This is a genomic window from Shewanella hanedai (assembly GCF_007197645.1).
Classification (GTDB): domain Bacteria; phylum Pseudomonadota; class Gammaproteobacteria; order Enterobacterales; family Shewanellaceae; genus Shewanella; species Shewanella hanedai.
Genome location: NZ_VKGK01000060.1, coordinates 1 through 12828 on the forward strand (window position 1 = coordinate 1; position 12828 = coordinate 12828).

General features: G+C 43.7%; 12 protein-coding genes and 1 pseudogene. 4 read left to right on the forward strand and 9 right to left on the reverse strand.

The genetic code is table 11. The annotated features are described in order from the left end of the window. Positions 1–158: 158 nt before the first annotated feature. Both FN961_RS25325 and FN961_RS25330 read right to left on the reverse strand, forming a co-directional pair. Positions 159–1073 carry a pseudouridine-5'-phosphate glycosidase gene (locus FN961_RS25325; protein WP_144042922.1) on the reverse strand — a complete coding sequence of 305 codons (915 nt, stop codon included), beginning with the start codon at positions 1071–1073 and terminating at the stop codon, positions 159–161. Then, a complete protein-coding gene (locus tag FN961_RS25330; RefSeq protein ID WP_144042923.1) occupies positions 1067–2158 on the reverse strand; it encodes a PfkB family carbohydrate kinase in 1092 nt (363 codons plus the stop codon). Before FN961_RS25330 ends, FN961_RS25325 begins: the two co-directional genes overlap by 7 nt. 520 nt (positions 2159–2678) lie before the next feature. On the opposite strand from FN961_RS25330, the gene FN961_RS25335 reads away from it, so the two are divergent. Next, positions 2679–3086: an META domain-containing protein gene (locus FN961_RS25335; protein ID WP_144042924.1), complete on the forward strand. Its 408-nt coding sequence runs from the start codon at positions 2679–2681 to the stop codon at positions 3084–3086. Positions 3087–3233: 147 nt separating this feature from the next. Here the strand turns inward: FN961_RS25335 and FN961_RS25340 are convergent, their stop codons facing one another. Next, positions 3234–3689, reverse strand: a complete 456-nt coding sequence (locus FN961_RS25340) for a YaiI/YqxD family protein (RefSeq protein WP_144042925.1) — start codon at positions 3687–3689, stop codon at positions 3234–3236. A gap of 121 nt (positions 3690–3810) precedes the next feature. Then, positions 3811–4389 (reverse strand): PhnA domain-containing protein, encoded by a 579-nt coding sequence (locus tag FN961_RS25345; protein ID WP_144042926.1) that lies wholly within the window; start codon positions 4387–4389, stop codon positions 3811–3813. Between the two features lie 424 nt (positions 4390–4813). On the opposite strand from FN961_RS25345, the gene FN961_RS25350 reads away from it, so the two are divergent. The 3 genes from FN961_RS25350 to FN961_RS25360 are packed head-to-tail and all read left to right on the forward strand — an operon-like array spanning position 4814 to position 7742. Further along, positions 4814–5431 carry an NAD(P)H-dependent oxidoreductase gene (locus FN961_RS25350; protein ID WP_144042927.1) on the forward strand — a complete coding sequence of 206 codons (618 nt, stop codon included), beginning with the start codon at positions 4814–4816 and terminating at the stop codon, positions 5429–5431. 25 nt (positions 5432–5456) lie between these two features. After that, on the forward strand, positions 5457–7382 hold the full coding sequence (locus tag FN961_RS25355) for a monovalent cation:proton antiporter-2 (CPA2) family protein (protein ID WP_144042928.1): 1926 nt from the start codon (positions 5457–5459) through the stop codon (positions 7380–7382). A 39-nt stretch (positions 7383–7421) separates the two neighbouring features. Continuing rightward, on the forward strand, positions 7422–7742 hold the full coding sequence (locus FN961_RS25360) for a DUF6506 family protein (protein ID WP_144042929.1): 321 nt from the start codon (positions 7422–7424) through the stop codon (positions 7740–7742). Here the strand turns inward: FN961_RS25360 and FN961_RS25365 are convergent. The 5 genes and pseudogenes from FN961_RS25365 to FN961_RS25385 form a co-directional block, all read right to left on the reverse strand. Next, positions 7731–9128, reverse strand: a complete 1398-nt coding sequence (locus tag FN961_RS25365) for a leucine-rich repeat-containing protein kinase family protein (protein ID WP_144042930.1) — start codon at positions 9126–9128, stop codon at positions 7731–7733. The two genes, FN961_RS25360 and FN961_RS25365, sit on opposite strands and share 12 nt — an antisense overlap. A gap of 146 nt (positions 9129–9274) precedes the next feature. Next, positions 9275–10213, reverse strand: a complete 939-nt coding sequence (locus FN961_RS25370) for a M14 family metallopeptidase (RefSeq protein WP_144042931.1) — start codon at positions 10211–10213, stop codon at positions 9275–9277. A 102-nt stretch (positions 10214–10315) separates the two neighbouring features. After that, entirely contained in the window at positions 10316–10717 is a 402-nt protein-coding gene (locus FN961_RS25375) for a rhodanese-like domain-containing protein (protein WP_144042932.1), read from the reverse strand. A 64-nt stretch (positions 10718–10781) separates the two neighbouring features. Beyond that, the gene (locus tag FN961_RS25380; RefSeq protein WP_144042933.1) at positions 10782–12011 is read right to left on the reverse strand and encodes a dicarboxylate/amino acid:cation symporter; all 1230 of its coding nucleotides are present in this window, start codon (positions 12009–12011) and stop codon (positions 10782–10784) included. Between the two features lie 58 nt (positions 12012–12069). Next, positions 12070–12696 (reverse strand): annotated as a pseudogene (locus tag FN961_RS25385) (aminotransferase class I/II-fold pyridoxal phosphate-dependent enzyme); the annotation flags it as partial. Between the last annotated feature and the right edge of the window lie 132 nt (positions 12697–12828).

Consider the following 12828-nt stretch of genomic DNA (forward strand, 5'->3'; position numbering starts at 1 on the left):
ATGGCATTTACTCGTGGTAATTTTTGTTTGGCGATAAATTTGATCACCAAATGCCATGAATGTTCCTCACTATTTCACCTATCTCATTATTTATTCATCTCTTTTTGTGGGGATTCGTCAGGCCCTGAGGCGCTTTTGTAAATTGATGGTTCCGCTATTTACTTAGCGTACTCAACAGCAATTTCGGCAGCAAGCTTGGCATTGTTAAAGACCAGTTCAATATTGGCCTTAAGACTTGAACCTTTGGTTTTTTCAGCCACTTTAGCTAACAAGAAAGGCGTGGATGCTTTACCCGATACGCCTTGCTGCTCCATTTGGGCTAGCGCATCTAAAATCACCTCATCGATCATAGCACGATCCAGTTGATGCACTTCAGGAATAGGATTCGCTACCACTACCCCGCCCTTCAGTCCCATGGCCCATTTAGCTTTTAGCGCATCTGCGATCTGTTTAGGAGTATCAAGTCTGTAATCAACGCCAAATTCACTCTCGCGAGTATAAAAGGCTGGCAATGTATCAGTTTGATGTCCGATAACCGGCACACCTTGGGTCTCAAGGTATTCAAGTGTCAGACCTATATCCAAAATTGACTTTACGCCGGCACACACCACAGCAACATCGGTTGTAGCCAGCTCCTGTAGATCGGCTGAAATATCAAACGTCTGCTCAGCACCGCGATGCACACCACCAATGCCTCCGGTGGCAAAGACTTTAATGCCAGCCATATTGGCTAAGATCATGGTCGACGCCACGGTTGTTGCACCATCGACTTGTTTAGCGACAATAAAAGGAATATCACGGCGGCTCGTTTTAATGACATCTAAGCCAGCCTTACCTAAATACTCGATCTCTTGTGGGGTCATGCCCACCTTCAAACGCCCTTTTAAAATCGCTATCGTTGCTGGAATTGCGCCATTGTCTCTGATGATCTGCTCAACACGCAGAGCCGTCTCAACATTTTGCGGATAAGGCATACCGTGAGAGATAATGGTCGACTCTAGTGCGACAACAGGTTTACCAGCGGCAAGTGCGGCTGCAACTTCAGGGTTAATATCTAGGTACTGCTCTAACATATAGACTCCTTGATAACGCGATTAACTGACATTTCAGACATGTTCGGATTGATGGTCGCAAGATGTGAAAGCGCCACAACGGCGGCGGCCATAGCAAATGTGGTTGATTGTTCGATATCCCACTCTTGCAGCCAGCCATGAGCTAACCCAGCAAGGAATGCATCGCCAGCGCCATTGGCGTTGACCATAGGGATATCGATTGCTGGGATCAGCGCTTGGTTTACACCATCGCTATAAAAAACACCATCAGCACCTAGGCTTAGAAAGATGCGTTGCACGCCCTGCTGGTGAAACCAATCACTTAAGCTCGGCAGCTCACTATGATTTGTGACAGATATTCCTGAGAGTTGCTCAGCTTCTTTAAGGTTGGGCTTTAGCGTATGAATCGCATTAAGAAAAGGTTTCAATTTCTTCGCTTTGGCGCAGGACACCGTATCGACAAAAATAGGTCTGTCTGCGAAATTACTCAACAGATACTCCAGAGCAGGTGCTGAGAGATTGGCATCTAAAATCAGCAGATCTGCACGCCTTAACATCTCTTCCTGAGCCTGAAGTACTTCGACACTAAGACGATTTAAAATGGCCATATCATTGATGGCCACATGCATATCGCTATCACCATCGAGCACCGATAAATAAGTCGAGGTCGATGCATCATTGAGCTGTAAACAGCCCAACATATCGATCCCCGCTTGCTGGCACTGTTCGATGATGGCTTGGCCATAAGTGTCTTTTCCCACAGCACTGAGCAGACGGGTTTGAGAACCTAAACGCGCTAAGTTTTCAGCAATATTGCGACCGACACCGCCAGGAGAGCAGGTCACGCTGCCAGGGTTGGAGTCCCCTATTTGTAGGGTATCGAAAGGGCGACCAAGAATATCCATGTTCGCACCACCGATCACGACCGCATAGCGAGATTCTGCCAAGATATACCCCTTACCTCGAATAACCCCTTTATGGGTGAGATTCATGATATGACCGGCAACGGCAGAGCGACTTATACCCAGCCGATCGGCTAAATCTTGTTGTGCGATGAGCGGGTCTTTCTTAAGTATTGCCAATATCTGATGTTCACGTTCTGTCATTATTATTATCCAGATTTAACGCCCAAACATTTGTTTGGATACCAAACTTAAGTCTTATCGATGTATTGAAAATATGCTAAATAAAAATAAACTTCAAGAAAAACAATTGAAATACATGTTCAATTCGTGACCACGATCTGATTAAGCCGAGCCTTAATTAGGCTGAAATTAAGAACAATAAACCTAACGGATAGATAAAATAAGGGGAATATATGTGAACAAGAGCAGAAATGACGCTGATAGAATCAAGATTAAACGCTAAAGACAGCGTAAAGCGATAAACGAGGACAAGGCATTAGATGAAATTTACGACTAAGGAATGATGAATCCTTAGCCGAGGAAAATATACTATCCCTAGTGACCTTCCTCTAGAACAAGCATCTCCTGCTCGACAGGGGGAATACCAATCACATTAAATATATTTTATATTCATATAGTTAATCTAGTTGGTATAATCGTTAACTCTACCTATTGATGTGTAGAGTGAGCAAATGAGTATGACTAATTAGGTGGATAAATAATGAATAAGCAAATTGTTGGCTGCATTATCGTGTTGTTGTTATCAGGTTGTCAGTCCATGTCTAGTGGGGATAACTTACGTAGTTTTATCCTCGGAGATTGGCAAGTTGAGTCCGTTATGGGAACGCCTACGGTGGTGAGTCCTGCTAACCTCAGCTTTTTAGCGGGGGGGAAAATTGCTGGAAATAATAGCTGCAATAATTTTTTTGGGAGCTATACCGTGGAAGGTGACAAGGTTAAGTTAATGCCTGCGGGTTCAACAAGAATGATGTGCCCAGAGTCACTTATGCGCCAAGCAGGGTTAATTGATAAAGCAATGCCCCTTGTTGCGACTGCCGAAATGAAGACCGATAATCTTGAGTTTTTAGATAGCGCTGGTAAGTCGATTTTCATACTGAATAAGCTCTAATCAATAAAACCAAATCAAAAGTGAACAAGCCCTGATTAAATCAGGGCTTAATTAACTTTAAAGCAAGAGGAATAGTTTTATTTCCACATCTACCGAACGCATTTCAGTATCCAGCTTTAGCTCGCCAACCTCAACTTATCGCATGGCCTAAACGGGCTTATGGTGTTTAGTCACAAAGCGGTCTAGCTGGTTACCGAATGCTTGCTTCTCGCTGGCACCAATCGCGGCTGGTCCACCAGTATGCACGCCACTGGCACGCATGGTATCCATAAAATCACGCATATTAAGTATCGACTTAATGTTCTGCTCAGTATAAAGCTCGCCGCGTGGATTGAGCGCCACACCGCCTTTGTCGATCACTTCCGATGCCAATGGGATATCGGCAGTGATCACTAAGTCACCGGCTTCCAAACGTTTAACGATCTCATCATCGGCCACATCAAAGCCCGATGGTACTGTCACCATAGTGATAAAACGTGAAGGGGGAATACGTATCGAATGATTGGCCACTAAGGTCACTTCCACTTTTGCTCTATCAGCAACTCGAAATAAGATCTCTTTTATCACACCTGGACAGGCATCGGCATCAACCCAAATTTTCATCAACTTCCCTTCTTTTATAAAACGTTAATTCTACATATAAAAAACCGCCATGATCAATAAGAACACAGCGGTTTAATCTATCTCCATCACTCTGCTAAGAGCAATGGTGAATATGAGTATATTACTCTTCTTCAGCAGGCACTTTCTTAACAAAACAAGTCAGAATAACGATACGAGTGCCGTTAACACGACCTTCGATATGTTCTGGATTACTTGTTAATGAGATACCACGCACTGTCGTGCCACGCTTAGCTGTAAAGGTGGTGCCTTTAACGTTAAGATCTTTAATGATAACCACGTTATCACCGGCTTCGATGATGGCACCATTGCTGTCTCTATGAGGCACGAAGTCTTCATCAACTTCATTAATGCCCGCTTCTGCCCATGCTTGCATATGCTCATCAAGATACAACATATCCAGTAGATCACGCGCCCACGCTTCTGCACTAATCTGTTTAAGCATACGGTAAGCCATCACCTGCACTGCAGGTACTGGGCTCCACATGCTGTCATTCAGACAACGCCAGTGGTTCATATCGATACTGCTTGGATCTTGGATTTGACCAGTACAAGTGTCACAAATCATGATACGTGCATCGCCATAACCTTGTGAGTCTGGAAGCTCAAAAGACGCTAACTTTGACTCGCTACCACACAGTTCACACTTACTATCACAACGCTTTAATAGTTCTCTAGTCATCTTAATCTTATCTATCTGAAATCAAAAAAATTGCACGGCAAAATAATACCGACACAAATAAAATTATGGCGCTTTTAGCAAGTGCCAACAATCAATTGGGACGCATTATAGCATATTTGGCCACCCCAAAAAAGTGAGCTAGGTAGCCTCTTGGCTCATAAATGTGATTTAGAGAGTTAAGGTTTTCAAGCGTAAATATAACCTCAATGGAAACACAGATAAGCGGTCTTAAAGCATTGCAGATGGGACTTACTTAGCAACTAAGTTAGCATTATCGGCTAGCTAGCCAGTCATTTAGCTTATACTCAACTAAAAAAGAGCGAATCATTAATTTTAGTCTCTCATCTTATAAATAGGTTATCCCACACACAAACCTATGCTAATTTATCGTAGGTTTATCTTAAAAGGTACAAGGATCGGTATAATGCCCGAGGCAAAAAAGAAAATATTGGTGTTGTTTGCACACCCTTCCCAAGAACGTTCAGAAGTCAATAAACCACTCTTTGCTGAGTGCCAGCAACATGGTGATGTCACCGCTATCGACCTATATCGTGAATACCCAACATTTCATATCAATATCGACAAAGAACAACAGAGGCTCACCGAACATGATGTGATCATCTTTATGTTCCCGTTTTATTGGTACTCGACTCCTGCAATCTTAAAGCAATGGCAAGATCTCGTGCTCGAATATGGTTTCGCTTATGGCACTAATGGCACAGCACTGAAAGGTAAACAATTCCTTTGCGCTATTACTGCCGGCGGCGGCGAAAATGCTTATAAACAGGAGGGCTTTAACCATTTTACGATTCGAGAACTACTTCGACCGATGGAGCAAACAGCGTTTTTAACAGGAATGGAGTACTTGGCTCCCTTTGTTCTATTTGGTGCTCGTAATGCGGTAGAGGAAAATCGAGTTCACGAACATGTGCATCAGCTGCATACCTTACTCAATGCATTATCGAATAATAAACTCGATATAGAGCAGGCCAAAGCACTACCACAGTTAAATAAAAGTTTGGCGACATTGATCCAAGCATAATAAGAATTAAGGAAGACAAAACGCCATGACAGCTTACTTTATTCAAGCCTTTATCTACCTCTGCGCCGCAGTCATTGCCGTACCACTGGCAAAACGACTCGGACTGGGTTCAGTCTTAGGTTATCTCATTGCCGGTGTTGTTATTGGGCCCATTATTGGACTTGTCGGCAACGAAACCAACACATTACAACACTTTGCCGAATTTGGTGTGGTGATGATGCTCTTTCTCGTTGGCCTAGAACTTGAGCCACGTATGCTTTGGGATATGCGTAACAAACTTATCGGATTAGGGGGACTGCAAATAGGGTTAACCACCTTAGTCATCACCGCTGCAGGGCTCTATTTTGGCTTAGTCTGGAGCGTTGCACTGACCGTCGGTCTTATTTTTGCGCTCTCATCCACCGCCATTGTCCTGCAAACCTTTAGTGAAAAAGACCTCGCTAAAACTGAAGGCGGTAAAAACGCTTTCTCAGTATTGTTGTTTCAAGATATCGCCGTGATCCCGATGTTAGCTTTAATCCCGCTACTGGCGCTGCCTGAGTTAATTGAAAAGGCACAGTCCATTGCAGGCCAAGCCGCCGAGCATCATGAAGAACTGTCTTTAGTGGCAGGCCTTCCAGGCTGGACGTACGGAATTGTCTTACTGCTTGCTATCGCTATTGTCGTCGTTGGCGGTCACTACTTAAGTCGACCTCTATTTCGATATGTGGCAAATTCTGGACTGCGTGAAATATTCACCGCAACCGCACTGATGCTGGTCATTGGCATTGCCGCACTCATGAGCCTTGTGGGTCTATCACCTGCTCTGGGGACCTTTTTAGCGGGTGTAGTACTGGCTAACAGTGAGTTTCGCCATGAGCTTGAGTCCAATATTGAACCCTTTAAAGGACTACTGTTAGGCCTTTTCTTTATCACCGTTGGTGCAGGTATCGATTTTGGTGTACTCGCCAGCAATATCGGCCCAGTGCTGGGCTTGACCGCTGGCGTCATGATAGTTAAAGCATTAGTTTTATTCGGCTTAGCATTTATCTTTAAGATTAAAAACAGTGACCGTTGGTTGTTTGCGTTGAGCTTAGCTCAGGCCGGCGAATTTGGTTTCGTGCTGCTGAGTTTTACGGTACAAAATCATGTTATTCCAAGTGATTTAGCGCAAATGCTATCACTGGTTGTCGCGCTATCTATGTTCCTTACCCCAGGGCTGTTTATCTTCTACGATAAGATTATATTGCCGCGATTTGAACATACGGAAAACGACAGAGAAGCCGATGAGATAACAGAAAAAGGCACGGTGATCATTGCAGGGATCGGTCGTTTTGGTCAAATGGTCAATCGATTTTTACGCGCCAATAAAATTGAAACTGTCGTATTGGATCATCAAATATCACAAGTTGAAAACCTGAAGAAGATCAATGTTAAAAGCTTCTATGGTGATGCCACTAGACCCGATCTACTGCACACCGCAGGTATAGAAGATGCCAGCATGATTGTTATCGCCATTGATAATAATGAGCGCGCAGTAGAGCTGACCAAGTATATAAAACACACCTACCCTAAGGTCAAAATATTTGCTCGCGCCTTTGATAGAGGCCACCATTTCGAACTAAAGCTTGCTGGGGCTGATTTTATTGTCAGTGAAACCTATCACTCAGCCTTAGAGTTGGGCAAAGAAGCGCTGATATCCTTAGGCGTCCACCCTTTTAAAGCCGAACAGAAAAAAGCCACCCTACGAGAACTAGAGCTTTGTTATAAAGACTCCCTCTACGAAATGTGGAAGACAAACAGCGAAGACAGTAAATACAACACCCATTTCAGGGATCTGTTTATCGAACTGGAAACTGCTATTTCTAAAGCAATGAAGAGTGAGCATTTTGATGAGCAGGCGAAAGTCGAAAGAGGCTGGACACCGCCGCCAAAGGGCTATGAGAAAAAAATAAATGAAGATGAGAGTTAACGTAGGACTGTATTCTTGACGGTATTATGGCGGTAAAAAATGACGTTAACTCATTATGGTTTCATCGTACTCGCTAAGGGCTATCAACCTAAAATACAACGCTCAGTAATGGAAAATGAACACTTTAAAACCCAAGTCATAGGGGTATCATCTGTTGAAGATGCAGTGACTGTTGCCAACGACTTAATCAAAGAGGGAGTTCAAGTCATTGAGCTGTGCGGCGGGTTTGGCGAGGACAATGCCAATAAAGTCATTAATAGCTTAGATAGCCAAACACCCATTGGGTTTGTTGGGTTTTCGGTTTCCGAAACCCAAAAATTATCTAAGCTATTAAAGTTAACCTTTAAGCTAAACGACTAAGTCAGCCAAGTCTTGTGCTTTATGATGGAAGGCTTGTAGCGCTGTGGTTATCTCTGCAAAACTCGGACGCATATGAAGCTGTGCTTGCATACAAGCTTGACTCAGGCTCGTTAGCATATCAAACAGTTCACTGTTTTCGAGTTTTGTTTGAGTGAGCATGTCATCCAATAAACAACCAAAAGCACGCACTTCAATGCTCTCCATTGCTTCTCTCTGGATTGTTGGCAATAGCAACAAGTTCGAAGCCGCACCAAAATCACCAAACAATGCCCAGTCCTTACTGCCAGCGTCCTGAGATACTTCGTTATCTTGCCCTTTCTCTAACATCGTATTATGGGCGTAGAGATCGCCATGGCTGACACCATTATGATGCAGATGAACCATCACTTCAGACATCTGTTTGGCCACATTCACAATGGTATCTAAACTAAACTCAGTTTGCCCTGTAAAGGTATCACGAGTACAGCTAACTAAAGAGGGCGGCAATCCTAAGTTACCAAAACTCGACGGAATAAGATCCATGACTAAACCAAGCTGTCCACCATCATCAATTTGAGCAATGACCTTGATAAGGTTTTGATGCTCTCCCGCTTGTAAGCAGTTGGCCAATTCATCGCTAGGGTAACCGTCACTGGTCACATCACCTTTGAAAAGTTTAACTGCGATATCAAGTGGCTGACCCTTTAGCCATTGTGGTTGAGATAACCATTTAGCCCGATAAATCACCCCAGATGCGCCCTCACCTATCTGCTCACCCAACTCAATGTCCATCAATTTTACATGGCCAACACTCTTGCTTTCAGTTAGGTCTTTCGGGCTATATTTGGCAAAAAGCGGGTTACCAGCCACCGCTAACCAAGAGAGCCTTGGTAGTTGAAACAACCAATTTGGCAGCGATGTGAATTGGTTCGCGGATAAGCGAACTAGCTCTAAACGCTTACAATTCGCCATTGATTTAGGCAGCGCTGTCAAATTGTTGCCTGCTAATGCCAACTTCTGCAAACGATAGAGATCGCCCATAGAGTCTGGTAAACGATCCAGCTTATTATCGGTCAGTATGAGCCAGCGAGTATGCTTTGGCAGCGAGTGCTCAGGCACTGAAACTATTTGATTGGCTTTAAAGCCTATCATCTCAAGCTTTGGACAATTGGCTATCACACTCGGAAGTTGAGTAAAGCGGTTGTTTGATAGGAATAAAATTTTAAGATTTTTTAGACATCCAAAATCATCGGGTAAACTATCAAGCTGATTATTAGAAAGATCTAACACCTCTAAGGTGTTTGCTAATTCAAAGATCTCTGTCGGAAACTGCGACAAGTTTTCAGCAAGTTGTAGGCGTGTCACCGCACTTAACTGCCCGGATTTAAGTTGTTCAAGAGTCTGCAAAATCTAAGGTCCACGTAATCAAAATGAAAAGACAGGGGATGAGGCAAGGAACCTCAAAAAGCGGGTATGGTAAAGCATTCAAAGCCTAGACACAAAAAACGCAGCGCTATAGCTGCGTTTTCAGATCTAAGACGTCAGTTAGCTGGTCAAAGCCCTCTTTCCTGAATAATAAAATCTAGGCCACTTGTAATAGCCTCAACTTGAGCAAGAATACAGTTTTCATCATCTGAACGTGGACTGTCAGGGTAAACTTCTGTGGTGGTGTTATAGCTAGCATCACTAAAGCCAGTACAAAGACTCAAGGCCTTAGTTGCATAATTGATGACTCCTCGCTGTGAAAAAGGCACACCGATCAATCTGCCATCCTCATCAGGTGGTGCTATGTGCGTGATCTTTTCAACCGCATGAATAATCGCAGTTTGAAAATCATCCCCAGGGTTTTCACTATCACCCACCAGATAGAACCCATCTGGGATGTTCCAGTTATCATGCACAACGGCATCTCTAGCGGATAAAGCCGGTCTGAACTCTGAGTTATCGGTATCTGTTGTTTCATGCAGATCGATATGCGCCATCAAGCTCTGATTCAAATCAAGCTTAAGTGAGGCCACCATCGCCATCAAACCCGCAGACTCTTCAGCTGGGCTATCAGCATAAAATGAGCGATTAGGGTCTACGGCATTGGGATTCCAACGGTTAATCGTTTCATATCCCCAAGGGCTAACACAGGGGGCGACAACCAGATTAAACTTATCACAATAACGTAATGCTTTAGTCTCTAAAAAACGCAGTGCCCCTTGAACGCCGCTGGTCTCATAACCGTGTACGCCGCCAGAGACGAGTACCGTTGGTTTGCTGTTATCCCAATCACGGCTTTTAACCACAAACAGGGGATATTTCTCAACGTCATAGGAAAGAGCGCCGTATTGCTCAACGTCAAAATTTGCCTTAAGAGGCTCAATCTTGCTCACCACCTCATCACAGTATGAGCGTTTGATACTCTGTAGGTTAAGCCATGCAGACTTCTCTTCAGGCCCCCACTTCTGACCAAGTTTACCTATCGAATACACATCTGACTGAGCCATATTAATTACCCTTAAATCATCATTTTTGTTATTTGGACTAAAACCAATATACTTTATGCTATCAGGATAAACGTCACGCTCTCTTAAGGCAACGAAACCCAATCAAGCTAACAAGTTTTCAATCTGACCATCTCCATCTTGCCAAGCCGCAAAACCGCCGCCCATATTAAGCACTGGCTTTAGCCCCATATCATGAGCTTGTTTAGCCGCGTATAGCGACCTCAGTCCATGAGCGCAATAAAACACATAAGTCTTATCTTGATTAAACACCCCATCATGTGCTGGGCAATTAGGGTCGATCAAAAATTCTAACATACCGCGTGGACAGGTAAATGCCCCAGGAATGATCCCGAGTTTTTCGCGCTCAGATGCTTCTCTCACATCCACAAAAACATAGTCTTTGTTTTGATAAAGCAACTTGGCCTCATCAATACTGATGTCATTAATAACCTGTCTAGCTTCAGCAGCTAACGCTTGAATACCTTTAGTAATATGTTGAGCCATTTGCCGTTCTCCTTGCTAACTCAGCCTAATGCTGCGCTAGCTAATATTGATTGAATAAAAATGATTAAACTGACTTAATTGGTTTCATCTCTTCAGTGCTCGAAACCCCTGCACTCAACTCCCCCTCTTTATTAAACAAGCCTTCAAGCATTAGCGTTAACGCACCATCACCCGTGACATTACAAGCCGTACCAAAACTGTCTTGCAGTGCAAATATCGCAATTAACAAGGCGACGCCTGCAGGATCAAAACCTAAAACACCAACCACAATCCCCATCGAGGCCATGACAGTACCGCCTGGCACACCCGGTGCGCCAATCGCAAATATACCAAACAGCAAGATAAACACTGCCATCGTGGCAAACGACGGAATCGCACCATAAAGCATTAACGAAATCACCATCACGAACAATGTTTCAGTCAATACCGAACCCGCTAAGTGTATGGTGCCACCTAATGGCACCATAAAGTCGGTGCTACCTTTACTTAATGCGTCTGACTTTCTTGCACAGTCCAGTGCCACTGGTAATGTTGCAGCGCTAGACATAGTGCCAACAGCCGTTAAATAAGCCGGACCATAATGCTTTAAAACTCGCCACGGGTTTTTACCTGCAACCAAGCCACCGATGGCGTACAGCACGGCCAGCCAAATAATGTGTCCAACTAAAGCCAGTGCGACGATTTTAACAAACACGGGTAACTGCTGCGTCAGCGTCCCCTCGTAGGCTAAACCAGCAAAAGTTGCTGCCACAAACAGCGGTAATAACGGAATAACCGCTGATTTGATAACCAGCAACATCATGGCCTCAAACTCATGCAAGCCTTTCTCAATGATCTCCGCTTTGGTCTTTAAACTTGTTAAGCCCAAAAGCATCGCAAAAACTAACGCCGTCATGACCGACATAATTGGCGGGATTGATAACTGAAATCCAGCCTCTGGCAGATCTTTTAAGCTATCAATCGCGCTAGGGATCGACAAATAGGGAATAACCAGCATTCCACCAAAATATGCCAAACTTGCAGCACCAACCGCAGACAGATAAGCGATCGTAATTCCCGCGCCTAACATCTTATTCGCATTATGTTTAAGCTTTGTAATGGCGGGGGCAATAAAAGCAATAATGACTAACGGCACAGTGAAAAAGATAAACTGACCTAGCACATACTTAATCGACACAATAAAAGACATCAGCCCTTCACTGGCAAAGCTGCCCACAATGGCACCTAAGCCAATAGCGAGGATTAACTTAATGATCAACGACCATTCTGTTTTGGTTTGTTTTTGATGTTTCATCGATTTAACTTCTTTATCAGTCATGTGCAATTTCAACTCACTCGTCACTTATCCGCTGCTAGCGGTTCAGTTTTTCTATTTCAGTAGCCAGTAACTCAAATGAAGCTTGGATCTGCGTTAGAGGCGCGGCAAAATTCAAGCGATAAAAGTTTTCATCGCTCTCACCAAACCAAGTCCCCGGCGTTAGCGCTATTTTGGCTTTTTCAGTTAATAAGGCTTTAAGTTCAACAGAGGTTAATGTTAATCCTGTAAAATCTAACCAGATTTGGTTGGTGCCTTCAGGTTCAAAAAATGTCACTTTTGGTAATTCATTTTCTAAAAACTGCATGATCCAATTACGGTTATTCTCGGTATATGCTAAAAACTCATCAAACCATTGTGCACCGTGTTGGTACGCTGCAATCGTGGCATAGGTGGTAAAAGCATTACCGTGATCCAGCGCCATAGAACTAACCGTGGCCTTAACTTTATCTTTAATTTCAAGGTTATCACTGTAGATATAGCCATTTGAAATACTGTTTAAGCCAAAGTTTTTAGCTGGCGAGCCGATAATGACAGCGCTATTATCGTAACCAAATTGACTAATACTGTTGAATTTTCTGCCTTCGAACACGATGTCGGCATGGACCTCATCACTGATAATCAATACTTGATACTTTTTCGCTATTGCAACTAATTGTTCAAGCTCGTTCTTGCTCGTGCGACGTGAAGTCGTATGAAGCGCTGTTCACCGCTTTGAGTGAACCATCTGTATCACCAGATGACCCTATGGCTCTGAATAAAGTAGCGAGCCAGACAATGTAACGAAATTTGGTTT

Excerpts from the sequence above, each read along its gene's own strand:
- FN961_RS25325 (WP_144042922.1), bottom strand. The coding sequence starts at position 1,073 with ATGTTAGAGCAGTACCTAGATATTAACCCTGAAGTTGCAGCCGCACTT.
- FN961_RS25330 (WP_144042923.1), bottom strand. The coding sequence starts at position 2,158 with ATGACAGAACGTGAACATCAGATATTGGCAATACTTAAGAAAGACCCG.
- FN961_RS25335 (WP_144042924.1), top strand. The coding sequence starts at position 2,679 with ATGAATAAGCAAATTGTTGGCTGCATTATCGTGTTGTTGTTATCAGGT.
- FN961_RS25340 (WP_144042925.1), bottom strand. The coding sequence starts at position 3,689 with ATGAAAATTTGGGTTGATGCCGATGCCTGTCCAGGTGTGATAAAAGAG.
- FN961_RS25345 (WP_144042926.1), bottom strand. The coding sequence starts at position 4,389 with ATGACTAGAGAACTATTAAAGCGTTGTGATAGTAAGTGTGAACTGTGT.
- FN961_RS25350 (WP_144042927.1), top strand. The coding sequence starts at position 4,814 with ATGCCCGAGGCAAAAAAGAAAATATTGGTGTTGTTTGCACACCCTTCC.
- FN961_RS25355 (WP_144042928.1), top strand. The coding sequence starts at position 5,457 with ATGACAGCTTACTTTATTCAAGCCTTTATCTACCTCTGCGCCGCAGTC.
- FN961_RS25360 (WP_144042929.1), top strand. The coding sequence starts at position 7,422 with ATGACGTTAACTCATTATGGTTTCATCGTACTCGCTAAGGGCTATCAA.
- FN961_RS25370 (WP_144042931.1), bottom strand. The coding sequence starts at position 10,213 with ATGGCTCAGTCAGATGTGTATTCGATAGGTAAACTTGGTCAGAAGTGG.
- FN961_RS25375 (WP_144042932.1), bottom strand. The coding sequence starts at position 10,717 with ATGGCTCAACATATTACTAAAGGTATTCAAGCGTTAGCTGCTGAAGCT.
- FN961_RS25380 (WP_144042933.1), bottom strand. The coding sequence starts at position 12,011 with ATGAAACATCAAAAACAAACCAAAACAGAATGGTCGTTGATCATTAAG.